This is a genomic window from Vibrio phycocola (assembly GCF_053850235.1).
The window spans coordinates 478,768-498,016 of record NZ_JBSQDJ010000001.1 but is presented as its reverse complement, the minus strand read 5'-3'; the positions used below and the strand labels follow the sequence as shown (position 1 = coordinate 498,016).

Sequence of the window (19,249 nt, the reverse complement as noted above, 5' to 3'; positions counted from 1 at the left end):
TCTCCAAATCTTTAACGACGTATACGTTTATAATGTCTCAGATAAAGCCAATAGGGGAACTCGCGTTGATACCGCATTTAACGCCATGTTATGAATCATTTTGTCGGTAGTCGTACAGCAATCTTCGATAATGGACACCTTATACTTTTCGGCTACTTTAGAAATAGCGGTATGCGTAACGCAATTTTGAGTCATCATTCCACAAATCAACAATTCATCAATCTCGAGTTTATTTAGTGTTCTTTCCAGATTAGTTTGATAAAAACTATCAGCGTGCGTCTTAATAACCACCTCAGCTTTGAGGCATATCGATAACACTTCTGGATGAATATTGGCTCCGTCACTGCCTTCTTCAAAAAAACTGGCCATCTTCTTTTGTGTTGGAGATATATGTTGCACAAGGATAACTGGAACATGCTCTGCATTGGCGTGACTGATCAATTGCTTAATATTGCACAAGATCTTCTCAGTATTCCACAATGGAAATTTACCTCCACAGAAATAGTCATTTTGTACATCAATGACAAGTAAGGCTTTTTTACTCATTTTCGACTCCTAGTTAATGAAATTTAATCCAGAAGATTATGTGTTATTTGCTGTATGATCTTTAGAGGCTAAAATGACATAAAACAGGTCATAAACGACACGTGAGAATAGATATGACAAAGATAAGTATAGGAATATGCGAATATCCTTCTGTATTGAAGTCATCCGTTTATGGTCTTGAAGAAATGTTTTTGCTTGCCAACAGAATTTGTAAGGAACAAGGAATTGAAGTCGTATTTGAACCCATATTGATTCCTCATACTGATCTTATAACTCAAAGTTTAACAGTTATTTTATTACCTCCAGCTTCAACCGATGATTACTACTTAGCACCGGAAGAAGCATTTATTCAATGGTTAAAAGAACACTACGTGAAAGGTGCCGTTCTCGCATCAGCATGTGCAGGAGTGTTTATTCTAGCCGAAACCGAATTGATGGACGGAAGAGAAACCACAACCCATTGGGCGTTGGGAGACCAACTTTCTGAGCGTTTCCCTAGGGTAGAGCTGAATAGCAACAAAATAATGGTAAATCATGGTGATTTAATCACCGCCGGTGGGATGATGTCGTGGTTGGATCTTGGATTTGAATTAATCGCCAAATATGCAGCGCCAAGTGTTGTACGTCAACTTGGTAAAACGCTAGTCATCGATACCGCACAGAGAGAACAGAGTTACTATCAACAATTTAATCCATCGTTCTGTCATGGTGATATCGCAATTGTTGCGGTTCAACAAATCATGCATAAAAACTATTCAGAACCGATGTATATAAAACAATTAGCCAAGCAAGCGAATCTTGTCGAACGTACAATGCAACGAAGGTTTTTAAAAGCGACAGGTTATAATCCGAATCAATATTTGCAGCATCTTAGAGTACAAAAAGCATGTGACTACTTAGAAAGTACTCCGCATTCATTCGAATGGATATGTAATCAGGTAGGGTACGAAGATATCAGCGCGTTTCGAAAGGTGTTCATTAGTATTGTCGGGTTATCTCCACGAGAGTTTAGAAAACGATTTTCTTGATTCATTCAAAACGGAACAGGGGATATAAGGCATTAGGTTTTGTTGTATCAGATGCATCCAAGCAGGAGAATCTCAAGCTATGAATAGATACGAACTCGATTCATCAGAAACACGATACGAAAACGGGTCACAAGGCAAAGTACTGGCTAATAAGCTAGGCATCATGGATTCTGATGAAATGGATGACGTTGAAGCAATCCTTTTAACAAAGCTGTATGAAAAAGTTTTTGAGGTGGATGATACGAATCTGAAGGTGACATTTCCTAACGTTATTGATTGGCATAGGAAGTGGCTTGGCAACAAGTTTGCTTTTTTGAATAAAAAGCGAGTAACGTTTAGCTACTCGCAATTTGAGCCTATAAATAACGACTTATCAAATGCGCTTGAAAGTGTGCTGCATTCAAGGTTTCACCTGTAGCCGCTTTGACCAACTCACCGGTGGTTAATGTGCTGCCTTTGCTCCAGATATTCTCTGATAACCACGAGAAAATAGGGGAAAGATCGCCGCTCTGAATCGCCGCTTCCACATCGACAGTTTGCTTCATCGATGCCATAAACTGCGCCGCATACATAGCGCCTAATGTGTAAGAAGGGAAATACCCAAAGGCGCCATCGGTCCAGTGAATATCTTGCATACAACCATTTTGGAAGTTGCCTTTGGTTGATAGATTCAGTGATGCTTGCATCTTCGCATCCCATAACTCAGGCACATCACGATGCGAAATTTTTCCATTAATCAGATCACGTTCGATTTCATATCGCAAAATCACGTGAGCAGGATAGGTGAGTTCATCGGCATCGACTCGAATGTAACCCTTCTCAACTTGGGTGTACAAACGCTGAAGATTGTCAGGTGTAAACAAACTTGATGCTTGCGGATCGTCAGAGAAATATTGACCGGCCAACTTCGATAGATGGGCAACAAATTCTGCACTGCGGCCAACTTGCATTTCAAAGAACAAAGATTGAGATTCGTGAATACCCATCGAACGTGCTTCGCCTGCCGATAAACCAGCCAGTGATTTAGGAAGACCTTGTTCATAACGCGCATGGCCAGTTTCGTGAACGATGCCCATCAATGATTGAACAAATTCCGATTCACTATAACGCGTGGTAATACGTACATCAGTGGGAACGCCACCGCAAAAAGGATGCACGCTTTCATCTAGCCGACCATGGTTGAAATCGAATTGCAGCAGTTTCATCACATCTTGACCCAACAATTTCTGTTGCGAACTCGGGTAGTGACCATTTGGCAAGATTAGCGATTGAGAGGCTTGTTTATCGATAACTTGATTCACCAGATCGGGCAGCCAAGTTTTTACATCGCTAAATACAACATCTAGCTGAGCTGTGGTAGTGTCGGGCTCGTATAAGTCCAACATCGCGTCATAAGCTGTGGTTCCTGCCGCATCGGCACGAATTTGAGCTTCTTGCTGAGATAAATTGACCACTTCAGCCCAGTTCTTTTCAAACCCTTGCCAATCATTTTCTTTACGCTGTGTCCGCCACGCGTGTTCACACTTTGCGCCAGCGAGTGATTTCGCCTCAACCAAATCGCTTGGTAATACGTTAGCGTTACGGTACTGACGTTTGAATTCCCGTAACACAGAAGACTGCTCGGTATTTAATAACTCGTGCTCAGCCTGAGCTATCCAATCAGCCAATTCTGGTTTAGTCATTAACTGGTGAATATGCACATGTAACTCTGCCATCGCGCCAGCACGAGCTTCAGCTCCGCCCGATGGCATGACAGCAGCTTGATCCCAACCACAAATGGCAGAAAGATGTTGGTAATGTGATACCTTTTTACTGTGAGCAACTAACTTATCAATCGCGTTCATTAACTGGATCCTATTTTTATCGTTTTCATTAGCTTATCAAGCTCTGAGGTACACACCAAGCCAATATTAACGATAGGGCTGTGAAGATAATAATTCGAAGCAGCGCGTTACGCTACAGTGTCACGTAATAAAGAATGAGATTGCATTTGTGCGAGACAAATTACACGTAGTGCGGTATAAAAATAGTGTGTTTTATTTTGAGTTTTCTTCATGCATATTATTAATTTCGAAGCCTTTCTTATTGCGATTACCATTTTGACCTTAACCCCAGGGCTTGATACCGCTCTGGTTATTCGCAATACCTCACGTGGTGGCTTTGTCGATGGCAGCGTTACCAGTTTTGGAATATGTTCCGGCTTATTTCTCCATGCGACATTTTCAGCGATCGGTGTCTCGGCCATTTTGGCGCAATCAGCAGAATTGTTTCAAATCATAAAATCGATTGGGGCAGCCTATTTAATTTGGTTGGGTATATCGAGCTTATGGGCGTTACGAGCCAATCAAAATGGCGCTCTAAACGTTGACAGTTCGCTTGCTAACACGCTGAGTATGAAACGGTCATTACGTGAAGGCTTCCTTTCTAACGTGTTAAACCCCAAAACAGCGGTGTTTTACCTAGCTTTCTTGCCTCAATTTGTTGATCCAAATTACTCGTTACTTGGACAGTCGCTATTAATGGCAGCGATTCACTTTGTTATTGCTATGGTGTGGCAATGTGGGTTGGCAGGTGCGCTCAGTAAGGCAAAGGCACTACTAAAGAACGCGTCATTTATGCGGTGGATGGAAGGTGTTACAGGGTTTGTGTTAGTCGCACTTGGTATTAAGTTGCTGCTAGAACGCCGTTAGCTCTCTCATTTAGAACGAATTCAATTAGAACGAACAACGTCAAAATATCATTACACCGAGGCAAATAGTCGTCTCGGTGTATTCATTTTTGTGATATCAAATCGTAAATTATTCAAATCCACTCTTAATTAATAAAAAGTCGGAACAAGAATTGCAGTAACTAAGTTGATTACAACTAATGTGCTATTTTTCTGACGCTTGCGGTTTTATGAGATAACAACGTTTGGTAATTTCAAACATAGGCGTATTCTACATAATACCGACCTAAATCGTTTCATAATAATAAATAGGGAAATGACCATGACAAGATTGATTGTAATTGCCGCATTAATTGGAATCGTCTTTATGTTAGTAAAGTATCGAGCCAATCAAAAGATGCAAAAAGGCGTCGTAATCGCACTACTAAGTTCATTTGCGTTATATGTAGTTTATGTTGTCGTTAGCGAACTGTTTCACTAACACACCAAATATGTGGAGTTAACGTTGAGTAAGTCGGAACAACTTGAAGATGATGTTGTTGTAATTGAACAGCGAGATAAACGTACTTATATCTATATAGCTATAACCGGGGTGTTGGGTATTGCCATGGGGGGATTACTTGGCAGTACCCTGACATCAGGTCAATGGGAAAGTGCTTATCACACGCTGCAAGAGAAAAATGAAAAGCTAGAAAATATCGTCGCGAATAGAACGATATTAACCGAAGATCAACAGCGCAGTCAGTTCGAACAGTTGCAAGAAGAGTTCAACTCGAAACTCAAGCAACAGCAAGAAATTGGATTACAGCAGGTTGAATCATTGGAAGAGCAGGTGTCACTACTCGTAAAACAAAATGAAAACCTGCTAGAACAGATTGAAACCCAGACAGGCCAAATCGAAAAAGTAAAACAACAAAACCAGCGATTAAATAATCAAGCTGACTTACAAAGTTCAATACTCGACCGTTCACGGCAAGTATTTCAACGCGAATTGACCATCAGCCAAGAATTGAGCCGATTGGAAAGTGAAAAAGAAAACTTAGCAAGTAAGCTACAAAATTACACGAAGAAATGTGATGATTATTTAACCGGAGAAAACTACCAAGGAAACGATGACGCGTGTATCCGTCAAGATGAAACCAGTGCTCGTCTAAGTGAGATAAACCAACTTATTCGTGTTCACCAGATGGACTTAAAGCAAATTCAATCGCTAACCGAGCAAATGGGGTTGTAAGTAGGTTTCGTTTCAACTTTCCTAATACGAATCTAAAAGTAAAAAACGGCCGAGGAGACTTTTATCTCCTCGGCCGTTTTGTTCATTCTTCTTATAACGAAACGCTAATCAATTAGTGCAAATCGAAAAACTGCTCACTAGCATGTTTCTGGTTGCATAAAGTGATTTGGAAAATCGGTAAAAATGGATTCGACTTGGTCAAGCAGCGGAAATGTGCTTGGACGATTCACGGTAAAGCACCACGTTTCGACACCCAGATCTTTCAATTGAGTAAGATCTTCTTTGTTAAGGTGTCGATAATTTATATGACAACTGAACGCATCGATTTCTTTAATCAGATCGATATCATCCTGACTCAATGTTTCCGTTAAAATTCCGATTTTCGCTTGTGGGATTGAAGCGGCAATCAAACGGGTAATCTCACCATTAAAGCTGGTAATTACAATGTTTTTATAGATATCAGGATAGCGCTCTAGTAATTGAGTTAAGTTCGCAACGATTGCTTTTTTATCGTGAAAATCATCGATCTTGACTTCAATGTTAATACAGAAGTTGTCTTCTAAAGCCAAAATAAGCAGTTGTTCGAGCGTCATAATACGTTCGTGGACAAACTTTTTGTCGAACCATGCCCCAAAATCAAATTGTAATAATTCACCATAAGTAAATTGGTCGACCCGGCCGTGACCATCACTACAACGATCAATCGTGTGATCGTGACAAATCACTAACACATTATCTTTCGTTGGTTGCACATCGATTTCTACCCAATTAACGCCCATCTCTATGGCAGCCATAATACTCGCTCGAGTATTTTCCGGGTGTGAGCCCGATGCGCCTCTATGACCAACTATGCGTGGTTTCATAAAATACCTATTAACCGTCGTTATATTTAATAATGAATTGTCGACACAATTCTTAGAATTTAATGGGCATCACAATCTCAAAAGCAGTCGTGCATTGCCGTTGATATCCCATAAGTTGGGGGAGCATAACGTTCTCAATTAAAACGATCAACAACAAGACGACTCCGATATCTCCGATCTATGATCGGTTGACTATAATTTGCATATTAAGATGTAAATAATAGGTCATTTTCCATGATTTGATATGGCCACAACACAAAATAACAATAATCCGTAGATTGTATCCATCATAGAAAACGACCTTATTTTCACCAGATATATTACCCAGCTAACGAACTAAACTGAGCCAACTCTGATGCGTTACGCGAATCAGGCATAATCTCCTGCGCCGCATAAACCCGTTGGTCATTTTGGTCAAATAAATAAAGTGAATTGGGGTTTACATATAAGGTAACCCGTTTATCTAATTCAGGAAGTTGCTCTGTCATTGTAAAGCTAAGCAGTTGGCCGAAGCATCGTGCATGAACTAAATAATGCGACCCAAGAGGCTCAATGACCTCAGGAACAATATCAAGCTGAAGATCACTTGCCGTGCCAGTAAGAGAGCAATCTTCCGGCCTAATTCCCATTGTCATTGCTTGAGCCGATGGACTGTAAAATGGGCTCGATGGCAATATCGATTGATTGCCAACCGACAAGCACGTTTGATCCAATTCCACATCAATAAAGTTCATAGCTGGGCTACCGATAAAACTGGCGACAAATTTGGTTTTCGGGTTGCGATACACTTCCATCGGTGTACCGACTTGCTCAACATTCCCCTGATTTAACACCACAATTTGATCGGCGAGAGTCAACGCTTCAACCTGATCATGAGTGACGTAAACACTCGTCACTCCGAGCTTCTTATGCAGTTTTTTTATTTCAAGGCGCATGTGAGTGCGAAGTGCAGCGTCTAAGTTTGACAGCGGCTCATCAAATAAAAACAGTTGAGGATCGCGGACAATGGCTCGTCCCATAGCAACACGCTGACGCTGGCCACCCGACAGTTTTGCCGGCTTGCGCTGTAAATAGTCTTCTATCTTTAGGATCTTCGCCACATCAGCGATTTTGCTATCAATATCGTCTTTACTGACACCACGATTTTTTAAACCGTAAGCCAAATTATCGTATACCGACATATGTGGATAAAGCGCATAGTTTTGGAACACCATTGCGATATCACGCTTAGCGGGTTTAATATTATCCACTCGGGTTCCATGAAGAAAAACTTGCCCCGAGTTTAAATCTTCCAGTCCTGCAATACAGCGCAACAGAGATGACTTGCCACAACCCGAAGGGCCAACTAGCACAATAAACTCACCGCTATTAAAAGAGAGCGAAATGTTTTTGACGGCTTGATGACCGTTTTCATAGGTCTTGACGACTGAATTCAGCTCTAGGGCGATTCCACTTTGCATATTTACGACTTCCTGTTTTAAATTTAAATTACTTTTCACTTTCAACTAACCCTTTAACAAACCAGCGCTGAAAGATTACGACGACCAAAATCGGTGGCAGCATGGCTAAAATGACAAGTGCCAATGCATAGTCGTATCGCGGTGTAGAGCTTTCATTAATACTGTTTAGAATTTGCTTTATTCCCATCACAATCGTGTTGTAGGACTCATCGGTCGTCATCATGATTGGCCATAAATACTGGTTCCAGCCAACAATGAACATGATGATGAAGATTGCTGCCATCATAGTTCGTGAAAGAGGAATCAATATATCGACCAAAAAACGAACCGGCCCTGCATTATCAAGCTGAGCAGCTTCAAGCAATTCATTGGGTATGGTTTTAAAAAACTGACGAAAAAAGAATGTCGCCGTTGCGGACGCAATCAAAGGTAAGATCAGTCCAGAATAACTGTTTAACATGCCTAAATTTGCGACTACCTCATAACTCGGAATAATCCGAACTTCAAGAGGTAATAGTAACGTTACAAAAATTAACCAAAACCAAAATTCGGCGTAGGGAAGGCGGAAATACACTAGCGCATACGCGGCCATCATTGAGATAATTATTTTACCAATGGAAAACCCTAATCCCATGATTAACGAGTTAATAATCATCGACTGAGCCGTCACTTGCCCAGTAAAGCCTTGAGCCGTTCCCCAAGCTTCGCGATAAATGTCGCCAACCTGATCTCCAGGTAGCCATTGCAACCCATCTTTCATAATGGTGGTCGCTTCATGAGTGGAGCTTGCGAAAATTAACCAGATTGGGAAAAGCAATAATGCGCCGCCAATGATCAGCACTGCATGATCGACTAACTGGTCGAATACTTGATGTTTTTTCATTATCTAAACTCTCTCGATACCAAATTAGTAATGGACACGTCGTTCAATAAATCTGAACTGTAAATACGTAAGAAATAGAACCATGACCAGAAGCACAACCGATTGCGCCGAACTTCCACCTAAATCGGCACCGACAAAACCATCTCGGTAGACTTTGTAAACTAAAGAGGTGGTGCTTCCACCAGGACCGCCATTGGTTAATGTGTCGATAATTCCAAATGTTTCAAAAAATGCGTAAGTGAGATTAATGACAACCAAAAAGAACGCTGTTGGGGCAAGCAGTGGAAAGGTAATCGTCCAAAAACGACGAGTACCACTTTCACAATCTAAAAGTGCGGCTTCGTTTACACCTTTCGAAATTGACTGCAGCCCAGCAAGGAAATAGATAAAGTTGATCGATACCTGCTTCCAGACGGCGACGAGTACAAGTGCGATAATGGCATCTGTGGGATTGGTTTGTAGGCTGAATTCCCAACCTAAATGGTGAGCGAGTTGATTTAATGGCCCAATATGTGGTGCAAAAAGAAACCCACCAATTAAGCCCGCGACAGCAGGGGCAACGGCGTAAACCCACGTTAAAATTATGCGATAACCACTTTTACCATGAATGACATTATTCGCCTTCACCGCTAACACCAATGCCAATCCAAGAGACAAAGCCGCCACAATAAAAGAGAACATTAGAGTAAAACCTAATGACGCTAGGTAATCTGTCGATTGAAAGAGTTCGACATAATTATCAAACCACACAAACTCACTCGACAATCCCCAAGGGTCTTCGAGCGTGAACGAGAGATAAATTGCTTGTGCCGCCGGATAGATAAAGAAAAGGGCAATAATCAAGATTTGAGGCGCCAGTAATAAATATGGCAGCGCGCTATGTTGAAACATACGTTGTTGAGACACAATCGATCCTTAAAACAAAAAATCCCCCACCACGATGCCGTGATGGGGGAAGTCAAACGGCGTTATTTTACGGTACGAGAAAAACGTTTAAGCAATTTACTGCTTTCCGCTTCAACCGCATCAAGAGCAGGTTTAACCTCTTTTGTTCCCGCGAAGATGTTGTCGAATTCACGATTCATAACTTCACGAATTTGTGGGTAAAATCCTACTCGATAGCCTTTGTTCCATTGACCGGACGCCAGACTCAACTGCTTAACACCTACTTCTGCATCAGGTGATTCATTGTAGTAACCACTTTGTTTAGTGAGATCGTAAGCTGCATTGGTTACAGGTACATAACCAGTCGTCTTGTGCCAGTACATTTGAACGTCTGCTTTGGTTAGGTAATCAAAGAATGCGGCAACCGCCTTATTCTCTTCTTGATCATGACCATTCATCGCAAACAATGCCGCACCACCGATAAAGGTATGAACGCCTTCTTTGTGCAATTTTTCCCAATACGGCAAATACGTCGTACCCATTTCGAATTCCACACGTTGAAGCAAGCCACCAAATGAACCTGAAGAGCCTAACCACATTGCAACTTCACCACGTTCAAATGGCTTCTGGTTAGCATCCCAGTCGCTTCCAAAGTACTGGTAGTAACCTTTGTCCGACCACTCTTTTAATTTTTCAACATGCATCACCATATCAGAGGTATTAATGTTGATTTTGGTCGACAAGCCAGAAAACCCATTGTCTTGGTCAGAGAAAGGCAGATCATGACGGGCTTTAAAGTTTTCGAACATGATCCAAGGGGTATGAGATTGGGCGAGGGCAGTAATATTGTTCTGCTTCAGTTTTTTCGCCGCCACTTCAAAATCTTCATAGGTTTTTGGCGCTTCTACACCTGCTTTGCTCAAGAGATCTTTGTTGTAATAAAGCACGGGTGTTGAACTGTTGAATGGCATGCCAATCATTTTGCCTTCGGTATTAGCATAGAAATTACGCACACCTTCAAGGTAATCTTGACTATTAAATGGGTAACCAGCGTCAACAAGAACATCTTGGACTGGCGTAGCCACACCTGGCGCATTCATAATAGTTGCTGCACCGGCATCAAAGACTTGCAAAATATTCGGCGATTGTTTCGCACGAAAAGCTGCGATGCCCGCCGTTAACGTTTCTGTGTATGTGCCTTTGTAAACTGGTGTTATTTCGTAATTGTCTTGTGAGGCATTAAAATCAGAAGCGATTTTATTGACTGTTTCGCCCAGTTGACCTGCCATTGCATGCCACCATGTTACTTCTGTTTTTGCCCACGTTGGTGTTGACGCCATTACCGCCACTAAACCTGACAACATGAATTTGTTCATTGATTCCGTTCCTTTTAAAGGTTTCGTTCGAATTTACGTTGGTTTCCTTCGACCAATAATGAAATGGAGATATGACAGTTACATGTATCTTGAGTTTCAAAAGAGTGAACGTTTTATGTCGATATAATGACCCTAATTTTCTCGATAACCTGCACAGAAATTATGCATATGCGCCTAATTCGACATCAAATTGGTGCAATAAAATTCAGAACATTATTCTAAATTACCTAGGACAATGCAGTTTATTAAGGAATAGAAATTGCTTGCGTGTAATACTATTGTTCGCTGTGATTTTATATCGTAATAAGGGGTGAGTATGAAAGTGAGTGTTATTGGAGCAGGATCTGTCGGTGTTGGTGTATGTAACTATGTACTCAGTTTAGGCAGCGCTAGTGAATTAGTTTTGTTTAATCGCACTCTCGAAAAAGCACAAGGAGAAGTGTACGACTTTCGCCATACTGCTGCTTTAACCTTTAGCAAAAACACCCGAATCACCGCGACAAACGACTATTTTGAAATGACGGGATCCGATGTTGTTGTCATCACCGCTGGAGCACAAATTCAACCTCATCAAAGCCGCTTGGATTTAGCTGAAATCAATACACAAATTATCGTCGATATTGCGAAAGGAGTCGAAAAAGTCGCACCCAATGCCATCATTATCGTCGCAACCAATCCGTGTGATATCGTGGCTCATTTTATTGTTGCGAATACTGGATACGCACCTTCGCAAATTATCAGTGCTGGTTGCCTTATCGATACTGCCCGTCTAATGTCAATTGTCGCTTCACGTGTAAACCTGGATCCTAAAAACGTATTTGGTTATGTCTTAGGTGAACACGGCTACAACTGCTTTACTCCAAAAAGCTTGATTACCATCGCAGGTCAACCAGCTGACTACTATTGTGACCAAAACAAGTTACCGAGAATTGATGCAGATGAACTCCTCGACTCGGTGAAACAAGCAGGATACGAAATCCTAAAACTGAAACATAATACGACACACGGGATCGCCGCCAGTGTGTTTCGGATCATTCAGGCAATTATGATTAATGAACGATCGGTACTTCCAATCGGCACACTATTAAGAGGCGAATATGGACTCAGTGATGTGGTTTTATCACTGCCGACGGTTGTTGGACACAAGGGTGCCGAATCCATATTAATTCATCCATTTACCGATGATGAACTACAGTCACTGCACGCGATTGCCCACGAGATGCAACAACAGGTGCTGAAGGTACAAAAAATAACAGGACTTAGTCACTAACCGACATGAATATTTAGTCGCCATTTTTTCGGCAAGAGCGACGTTTTGAGTGAAGATTTAAGTCAGATACGAAGCAAAATGTAAATACAGAGTCCCATTTGTATTTAATTCAGGTTGATGACGATTTGATATCACGTAGCGTAATCGTCATACAGCCGTTCTACACTCACTGTTTTTTTCAAAATAGAACGCTTTCCGTTATTACACTGGAGGCTCTCATGTCTTTATCTTCCAAGCATTCATTTGCCAAGCCCCTTCTTATAGTCAGTATCACGATTGGACTTCAAGCATCACCGATTTTTGCTACCACCTATACGCCGGTTCCCATACCGCTTGCCGTGACTTATAACCAATCAGCGCAAATAAATATCAACTACCTTGTTAGTGAAAAGCTCGATGGGATTCGTGCAATATGGACAGGCCAAGGATTAATAACACGTCGCGGTAATCCAATCATAGCGCCGAGTTGGTTTACTCAAGACCTACCACCTTTTGCTTTAGATGGGGAGTTATGGGCGTCAAATCTAAGTTTTGAAGAGATTCAATCAACAGTATTAACTTTGCAACCGAATGACAACATGTGGCAGTCGATTCAGTACCACATCTTTGATCGTCCAGACACTCAGCAACCTTTTGCCGTTCGATATAAAAATTTAGAACAATGGTTTTCAGGCATACGATTAAAAGACCATTTACGACTTGTATCACACCATAAGGTTTCAGATACAACACAACTGAATCGATTATTTAACGAGGTCATAACCCGAGGCGGTGAGGGACTGATACTGCGCGATCCTGATACGACTTCGATCAACGGCCGCCAGCAAGGCATGCTCAAGTTAAAACCGTACCAAGATGCGGAAGCGACGGTAATCGGCTACCGAGCGGGGAAAGGAAAGTACACTGGGTTAGTAGGTTCATTAATCGTACGAGATAGCAATAACGTAGAATTTGCGATAGGCAGTGGGTTAAGCGATAAACTTCGCCTAACACCACCCGAGATAGGCTCACAAATTACCTATCGCTATCAAAATTTAACCCAGAAAGGAAAACCACGGTTTGCCCGATTTCTTAGGGTTCGCTTCAAAGAGTAACAACGCTAGCAAGGCGTTTTACTTTCGCAACTGTCATAGATTATTAGGCACTAATGTTCATTGCTAATTGTCGCTTAAAAATTTCTTTTAAACGCAATCCCAACAATATTGCAGATACCGATAACCCGACTACAAAGCCAATCCAAAAGCCAAACGCGCCCATATGCGGGACGATCCAATCGGTCATACCAAGTATGTATCCGCTAGGAAGACCAAATACCCAATACGACACCAAGGTTCGCACTAATATTGCTTTCATATCTTTGTAGCCGCGCAAAACGCCACCACAAATAACTTGAATGGAATCGGTGCACTGGTATATCGCAGCAAGGAAAAGTAAGCCAACCGCTAGGTTTTGAACGTCTACATCGTGGGTATAAAGTTCACTAATATGTTGCGCAAACAACACGGTAAACGTTGCCGTTACAAGAGCGGTAGTAAAACCAAGAAATAGCGCTGTTTTCGCTGCAACAATCGCGTCCAACGGTTTTTCTTCACCGATAAAGTTCCCTATTCGGATACAAACCGCTGCTGCAATACTCATCGGAATCATAAATATTAGCGAAGAGTAGTTCAATGCAACTTGATGCGAAGCCACTATTTGAGCGCCTAAAGGGGCAATAATAATAGACACCACTGAGAACAAACTTACTTCACAAAAGATGGCCGTCGCTAAAGGAAGCCCTAGCCGAAAGAAGCCAATTAGCTCCTTAACATTTGGTCGGTAGAACTGCGCAAAAATAGGAACGTGAGCCAATCTTTTTGACGTAACAATATAAAACAGCAGCATGGCAAACATTGACCAATATACAATAGCGGTAGCCACACCACATCCAACGCCTCCTAGCGCAGGAGCACCGAACTTACCATAAACGAAAATGTAATTTACCGGCACATTTAATACCAAACCGCAAAAGCCAATGATCATCGAAATTCGAGTATCAGACATTCCATCGGTAAAACTTCGCAACGCTTGAAACAAAAGAAACGCCGGTGCTGCAAATAACATGGTATGAATATAACCATTGGTCATAGCGGACAATTCAGGATCGACATCCATAAACTCGAGTATGGTATTGGTTTGCATCAACACAAGAATTGTCGGAATCAAAAGAAGCAATGCCGCTAATAAACCTTGTTGAATTTGAAAAGGAATTTGTTCTAGCTTACGCGCCCCACTTAATTGAGCGATCACGGGAACCAACGCCATTAATACACCAGTCCCAAATATGATCGTCGGGAACCAAATACTCGCTGCGATAGAGACCGCGGCCATATCAAGAGCTGACACTCCTCCCGCCATGACAGTATCAACAAAGCCCATTCCTGTTTGTGCGACTGAGGCGACCAAAACAGGGGTCGCTAATTTTATTAACTTTTTAATTTCGATTCGATACCGGTGCACAAAATGCTCCCAATGGCAGTCTTTTTATCTGTAAAAAATGTTACAGTGCAATGAGGCCGCAATGATAGAGAATTGTTGGTATTTCTGCTACGAATTTATGAGGAATAATAATGTTTACTGGGATTGTTCAAGGCAAAGCAGAGGTTGTCTCCATTGAGCGTAAAACTGGCTTACAAACTCACACCCTCCGTTTGCCTAATGATCTGTGTGACAACTTAACCATTGGTGCTTCAATTGCCCATAATGGATGTTGTTTAACCATCACTGAAATCAACGACAATTTGGTGAGCTTCGATCTCATGCAAATGACATTATCTCTAACCAATTTAGGCGACTTAATGCCGGGAGATTTCGTCAATGTCGAACGTGCTGCAAAATTTGGCGATGAGATTGGTGGACACAATATGTCTGGTCATATAATGCAAACGACTACCATCGTTGAATTAATTCCACAGACCAATAATCTCACCGTGTGGTTCTCACTTGACGAACATATCGCAAAATATGTGTTAACCAAAGGGTATATTGGTTTAGATGGATGTTCGCTAACCATCTCAAATGTGGAAGAAAATCGGTTTAGTGTAAGCTTCATTCCTGAAACATTACAAAAAACGCTATTTGGAACGCGAGAAGTAGGCGACCGGATCAATGTAGAAATTGATCCGCAAACTCAGGCGATAGTTGATACCGTCGAAAGAGTTCTATCACAACGTCAATAATCTAATATAACGCTTTGTTAAAGTTTCATTATACGGTTGATTCGGTTCTGAGCTTCACCAATATAGTGACCTGCAAAGCAATTACAATGATTAAGGATGTGATATAAATTGTAAATATCTCGACGCATTGGATAGTGGACATCAAGTGGATATATATCGTTATATCCACGATAAAACTCTTCATCAAAACGATTGAATAATTCCGTCATCGCAATATCACACTCACGATCTCCCCAATAACACGCTGGATCAAACGCAACAGCGCCTCGACCAATACGGCCAATGTTCCCTGACCATAAATCGCCGTGAAGTAGGGAAGGCTTAGGATGATGATGTGCTAGTTTCATCGCAATCAAATCCACGAATTGGTCAATATCAACCAATTCTATCCCTTTTTCTCGTAACAGTTGAAGCTGCCAACCAATCCGTTGTTCAGCAAAAAATCGAGACCATTTTTTATGCCAACCGTTTGGTTGAATCGAATAGCCGATGTAGTTATCAAGATCGAAACCATATTCTCCTTGTTCGCCCCACTGATGTTGCCTAGCTAAATCAACACCTAGAGCATAACTGGTTGCGCTTTCAATCGGCGTCATTGGCAAGAATTCTAATACTAAATAGCTGTTGCTTTTCGTTGTGCCGAGAGCAATGACATTCGGCACAGTCAAAGCTTGAGCTTTCGCTAATGCCTCCAAACCATCAGCCTCAGCCACCAACATAGGTAAACATTCTTTTTCGTTAGTTTTGACAAAAAAGTGCAGTGAGTCATCACTGATTCGAAATGATTGGTTAATATCGCCGCCATCAAGCTCTAACTTATGATGAGGAAAAAAGTCTTGATCAATGACGCTGGAAATCTGTTTAGATATAACTTGCCACATAACTGAGTCACCTCTAATCGAAATACCTACGTTAAGTGTAAGGCATTAAGCTGTACAATCTTTGTACATAGTGCATAGTTTTCACATTTTTTATCAAAAATTATTTTCTTCAATAACATTTATTCTATTTATCTGAATCATTTAGTGAGATCTTTGATCTCAATCGGAGACTACCTACACAAAACAAGATCAAAATCATAAAACCACACAAAAACTAAAGTAAATTTGTATCGCTAATGTGAATTCAATATAATTAGATATAATTTAAAGGTATGTAGAAGTATGAGTGGTGATTCTAATGGTTGTTGATACAGATGGATATTTAGCGTTAATTGAGCACCTTTCTGAGAATTTAAGCATCTTTACGTCGAATGGTGATACAGGCGAAGAGAGCATTGAAGATATTGTATCCGATATGGTGACCAGTAATATTATGGCGCTGTTCGCTCAAAACCCAGAAATGCATTCAAGCGTTCGCTTCCGCCTGTTAAAAGAAGTCGATTTTGTTTTTGCCGATCTCGCGGAGGTTTTAGCTGGGTGCTGGCAAAGTAAAGCAACCAATCAACAGGTCGAATTTCTAGACGAATTCATTGGATTGGTGAAAAACTTATTTGATTCTGCTGTAACAAAATACGATTAAAGATAGCATCGAGTTTGATTGATAAGGAGGTCGATCGCTCTGTAACCATGATTGTTAGGTATAATTTAAAGCTTATTTCTCTTACGTATTGCTAAATTCATTAGACAAATTACAATCGCCTCACCAATTCGCCACTAAAAATCATTTCATGACCCTTAACTCCTTTCAACGCCTGCATCAAAATCGCATTGAAAACTCAACCAAACCATTTCAAGCACGTGGCGGACGAACTGAACGATGTAGCGTTTGTCAGACTGCAAAGCCTTATTGCATATGCCACGCTCGCCCTCGAACCTCTGACCGTGTCGCGGTACTTTTGTTACTGTCTGATAATGAAGTACTAAAACCAAGTAATACAGGGCGATTAGTAGCTGACATTGTCACAGACACACACGCTTTTCAATGGAATAGAACGGAACCCGATCCAAACCTATTAGTGCTACTTAGCGACCCAAAGTATTTTCCAGTTATTCTATTCCCCCAAGAATACATTGAAGATAGCCGTCGTATTTTATCTGCAGACGCGTTAGTACCTTCAGATAAAACATTACTCCTAATTTTGTTAGATGGGAGTTGGCGAGAAGCTCGTCGAATGTTTAGAAAGTCTCCGTATCTCAATGCGTTACCCGTGATTTCAATTACTCCGACGCATCTTTCACAATATTTATTACGTAAGTCAGAAAATGAAAACCACCTTTCTACAGCGGAAGTCACCGCATTAGCTCTAAAAAATGTTGGGCTGAATCCAGAGTCAGATGCACTTATCCACTGGTTCGAAGCGTTTAGAGAAGCGTATCAACTCTCGAAAAGCCGAGGAGAGGGTGACCAAGGTCGATCTGCTCTGACAAAGCTGATTAATTTCAATGAAACCCTAGATAACACCTAAGCACTAACGTATTAATTGGCGCTACATCACGCTTTAACGTATTGGTTTTAGGGTGAATGCACTTCCTTTTGTATGATTATAAATAATGTTATTTTGCGACGATAAATATGTTTTTCACAGGAGACTGATATGTACTATGGTTTTGATGTCGGAGGAACCAAAATAGAATTTGGTGCTTTTGACAATGATTTGGCCCGCGTAGCAACAGAACGAACGGCGACGCCATCAGATGATTACACAACGTTGCTTGAGACCATTGTTTCCCTTGTAGAAAAGTATGACCGTGAACTTAATACCTGTGGCAAAGTCGGGATTGGCTTTCCTGGAATGGAGGATGCACAAGACTCTAAGGTGCTTACTGTTAATATCCCTTGCGCAAACGGTCAATATCTTCGCCGCGATTTAGAAAAACGACTTGGTCGCGAGGTGAAGCTCGAAAATGATGCCAACTGCTTTGCACTTTCTGAAGCCTGGGATGAACAGCTTAAGGATTCTCCTTCAGTCATGGGACTGATCTTAGGAACGGGGTTTGGCGGTGGTTTAATTTATAACGGTAAAGTTTTTTCTGGCCGAAATCATGTTGCGGGCGAACTCGGGCATATGCGCGTACCAATCGATGCATGGATGCTTTTAGGCGACACACCACCCTATTTACAGTGTGGATGTGGCAAACAAGGATGCCTTGATAACTATCTATCGGGTAGAGGTTTTGAATTGTTATATCAACATCGCTATGGCGAAGCGCGCAAAGCCGTTGATATTATCCAGGGCTATCAAAGTGGTGAAGATAAAGCGAGTGAGTTTGTCGATCTGTTTCTTGAATTCTTAGCTGCGTGTTTTGGAAACTTGTTTACAGGAAACGATCCTCATGTGGTTGTTTTAGGCGGCGGATTATCAAACTTTGAAGCGCTTTACACTGAGCTCCCTAAACGAGTACCTAAGTACTTACTTCCGATTGCAAAATGCCCGCAAATTCTGAAAGCAAAATATGGCGATTCCGGTGGCGTTCGTGGTGCGGCATTTCTCAATATCTAAGTAAAAGATCGTTTCGCATTTACTAAAAAACCGACTTTATGGTCGGTTTTTTATTTCTATGAAAAAGACAGAGGCATTACCGTTGTTGGTTATTTTTCACCAATGCCTTTATTTTCCTTTGGTAATAATTTTAGCTCAGAAAAACCAAGCTTTTTAAAATAGTTATCGCGATAGTTTCTTACTGATTTCGTATCAGAGACCGCTTCTATTTGCTGTTCCATGGCGAGGAAATCGGAGATATCAATGCCTTCTGCTTCGGCCACTGCTTCATGTATATTGAGATGTTGCTGATAAGAAAAAGTCAGGGTTTTTGCTTCTTCTTTATATATGTAAGTAATTACGCGAGCCATAAATGAGTACCTTGATTGAATACGAA

General features: G+C 41.3%; 21 protein-coding genes. 11 read left to right on the top strand and 10 right to left on the bottom strand.

Annotated features, from left to right (window positions below):
• Window positions 1-27 precede the first annotated feature (27 nt).
• Window positions 28-546, bottom strand: a complete 519-nt coding sequence (locus ACWU4D_RS02250; protein WP_456049747.1) for a cysteine hydrolase family protein — start codon at window positions 544-546, stop codon at window positions 28-30.
• A 113-nt stretch (window positions 547-659) separates the two neighbouring features.
• On the opposite strand from ACWU4D_RS02250, the gene ACWU4D_RS02245 reads away from it, so the two are divergent.
• Both ACWU4D_RS02245 and ACWU4D_RS02240 read left to right on the top strand, forming a co-directional pair.
• Window positions 660-1,574, top strand: a complete 915-nt coding sequence (locus tag ACWU4D_RS02245; protein ID WP_456049746.1) for a GlxA family transcriptional regulator — start codon at window positions 660-662, stop codon at window positions 1,572-1,574.
• 79 nt (window positions 1,575-1,653) lie between these two features.
• A complete protein-coding gene (locus ACWU4D_RS02240) occupies window positions 1,654-1,992 on the top strand; it encodes a hypothetical protein (protein WP_456049745.1) in 339 nt (112 codons plus the stop codon).
• Here ACWU4D_RS02240 and ACWU4D_RS02235 read toward each other — a convergent pair.
• On the bottom strand, window positions 1,931-3,418 hold the full coding sequence (locus tag ACWU4D_RS02235; protein WP_456049744.1) for a carboxypeptidase M32: 1,488 nt from the start codon (window positions 3,416-3,418) through the stop codon (window positions 1,931-1,933). The two genes, ACWU4D_RS02240 and ACWU4D_RS02235, sit on opposite strands and share 62 nt — an antisense overlap.
• Window positions 3,419-3,628: 210 nt before the next feature.
• On the opposite strand from ACWU4D_RS02235, the gene ACWU4D_RS02230 reads away from it, so the two are divergent.
• The 3 genes from ACWU4D_RS02230 (at window position 3,629) to ACWU4D_RS02220 (ending at window position 5,476) form a co-directional block, all read left to right on the top strand.
• Window positions 3,629-4,264: a LysE family translocator gene (locus tag ACWU4D_RS02230; RefSeq protein ID WP_456049743.1), complete on the top strand. Its 636-nt coding sequence runs from the start codon at window positions 3,629-3,631 to the stop codon at window positions 4,262-4,264.
• Between the two features lie 300 nt (window positions 4,265-4,564).
• Complete coding sequence (locus tag ACWU4D_RS02225) at window positions 4,565-4,723, top strand: hypothetical protein (protein ID WP_456049742.1); 159 nt, start codon at window positions 4,565-4,567, stop codon at window positions 4,721-4,723.
• A 24-nt stretch (window positions 4,724-4,747) separates the two neighbouring features.
• Entirely contained in the window at window positions 4,748-5,476 is a 729-nt protein-coding gene (locus ACWU4D_RS02220; RefSeq protein WP_456049741.1) for a chromosome partitioning protein ParA, read from the top strand.
• Window positions 5,477-5,613: 137 nt separating this feature from the next.
• Here the strand turns inward: ACWU4D_RS02220 and ACWU4D_RS02215 are convergent, their stop codons facing one another.
• From ACWU4D_RS02215 to ACWU4D_RS02195, 5 genes are all read right to left on the bottom strand, one after another.
• Complete coding sequence (locus ACWU4D_RS02215; RefSeq protein WP_456049740.1) at window positions 5,614-6,339, bottom strand: glycerophosphodiester phosphodiesterase family protein; 726 nt, start codon at window positions 6,337-6,339, stop codon at window positions 5,614-5,616.
• 320 nt (window positions 6,340-6,659) lie between these two features.
• Window positions 6,660-7,799 (bottom strand): ABC transporter ATP-binding protein, encoded by a 1,140-nt coding sequence (locus ACWU4D_RS02210; RefSeq protein ID WP_456049974.1) that lies wholly within the window; start codon window positions 7,797-7,799, stop codon window positions 6,660-6,662.
• A 28-nt stretch (window positions 7,800-7,827) separates the two neighbouring features.
• The gene (gene ugpE / locus ACWU4D_RS02205) at window positions 7,828-8,682 is read right to left on the bottom strand and encodes a sn-glycerol-3-phosphate ABC transporter permease UgpE (protein ID WP_456049739.1); all 855 of its coding nucleotides are present in this window, start codon (window positions 8,680-8,682) and stop codon (window positions 7,828-7,830) included.
• Window positions 8,683-8,706: 24 nt separating this feature from the next.
• Window positions 8,707-9,573 carry an ABC transporter permease subunit gene (locus tag ACWU4D_RS02200; RefSeq protein ID WP_456049973.1) on the bottom strand — a complete coding sequence of 289 codons (867 nt, stop codon included), beginning with the start codon at window positions 9,571-9,573 and terminating at the stop codon, window positions 8,707-8,709.
• A gap of 77 nt (window positions 9,574-9,650) precedes the next feature.
• Window positions 9,651-10,943 carry an extracellular solute-binding protein gene (locus ACWU4D_RS02195; RefSeq protein ID WP_456049738.1) on the bottom strand — a complete coding sequence of 431 codons (1,293 nt, stop codon included), beginning with the start codon at window positions 10,941-10,943 and terminating at the stop codon, window positions 9,651-9,653.
• Between the two features lie 316 nt (window positions 10,944-11,259).
• Here ACWU4D_RS02195 and ACWU4D_RS02190 point away from each other — a divergent pair, with 316 nt between their 5' ends.
• Together ACWU4D_RS02190 and ACWU4D_RS02185 are read left to right on the top strand one after the other, a co-directional pair.
• Complete coding sequence (locus ACWU4D_RS02190; protein ID WP_456049737.1) at window positions 11,260-12,213, top strand: lactate/malate family dehydrogenase; 954 nt, start codon at window positions 11,260-11,262, stop codon at window positions 12,211-12,213.
• A gap of 218 nt (window positions 12,214-12,431) precedes the next feature.
• On the top strand, window positions 12,432-13,307 hold the full coding sequence (locus ACWU4D_RS02185; protein WP_456049736.1) for a DNA ligase: 876 nt from the start codon (window positions 12,432-12,434) through the stop codon (window positions 13,305-13,307).
• A 43-nt stretch (window positions 13,308-13,350) separates the two neighbouring features.
• Here the strand turns inward: ACWU4D_RS02185 and ACWU4D_RS02180 are convergent, their stop codons facing one another.
• On the bottom strand, window positions 13,351-14,712 hold the full coding sequence (locus ACWU4D_RS02180) for an MATE family efflux transporter (protein WP_456049735.1): 1,362 nt from the start codon (window positions 14,710-14,712) through the stop codon (window positions 13,351-13,353).
• 110 nt (window positions 14,713-14,822) lie between these two features.
• Here ACWU4D_RS02180 and ACWU4D_RS02175 point away from each other — a divergent pair, with 110 nt between their 5' ends.
• Entirely contained in the window at window positions 14,823-15,431 is a 609-nt protein-coding gene (locus ACWU4D_RS02175) for a riboflavin synthase subunit alpha (protein ID WP_456049734.1), read from the top strand.
• A gap of 17 nt (window positions 15,432-15,448) precedes the next feature.
• Here ACWU4D_RS02175 and ACWU4D_RS02170 read toward each other — a convergent pair whose 3' ends face one another.
• On the bottom strand, window positions 15,449-16,312 hold the full coding sequence (locus tag ACWU4D_RS02170) for a fructosamine kinase family protein (protein WP_456049733.1): 864 nt from the start codon (window positions 16,310-16,312) through the stop codon (window positions 15,449-15,451).
• A 298-nt stretch (window positions 16,313-16,610) separates the two neighbouring features.
• Here ACWU4D_RS02170 and ACWU4D_RS02165 point away from each other — a divergent pair, with 298 nt between their 5' ends.
• From ACWU4D_RS02165 to nagK, 3 genes are all read left to right on the top strand, one after another.
• Window positions 16,611-16,952: a DUF3802 family protein gene (locus ACWU4D_RS02165; protein ID WP_456049732.1), complete on the top strand. Its 342-nt coding sequence runs from the start codon at window positions 16,611-16,613 to the stop codon at window positions 16,950-16,952.
• A 148-nt stretch (window positions 16,953-17,100) separates the two neighbouring features.
• Window positions 17,101-17,838 (top strand): tRNA-uridine aminocarboxypropyltransferase, encoded by a 738-nt coding sequence (locus ACWU4D_RS02160; RefSeq protein ID WP_456049731.1) that lies wholly within the window; start codon window positions 17,101-17,103, stop codon window positions 17,836-17,838.
• A 129-nt stretch (window positions 17,839-17,967) separates the two neighbouring features.
• Complete coding sequence (gene nagK / locus ACWU4D_RS02155; RefSeq protein ID WP_456049730.1) at window positions 17,968-18,873, top strand: N-acetylglucosamine kinase; 906 nt, start codon at window positions 17,968-17,970, stop codon at window positions 18,871-18,873.
• 89 nt (window positions 18,874-18,962) lie between these two features.
• Here nagK and ACWU4D_RS02150 read toward each other — a convergent pair whose 3' ends face one another.
• Window positions 18,963-19,223 (bottom strand): DUF2960 family protein, encoded by a 261-nt coding sequence (locus ACWU4D_RS02150; protein WP_456049729.1) that lies wholly within the window; start codon window positions 19,221-19,223, stop codon window positions 18,963-18,965.
• Window positions 19,224-19,249 lie beyond the last annotated feature (26 nt).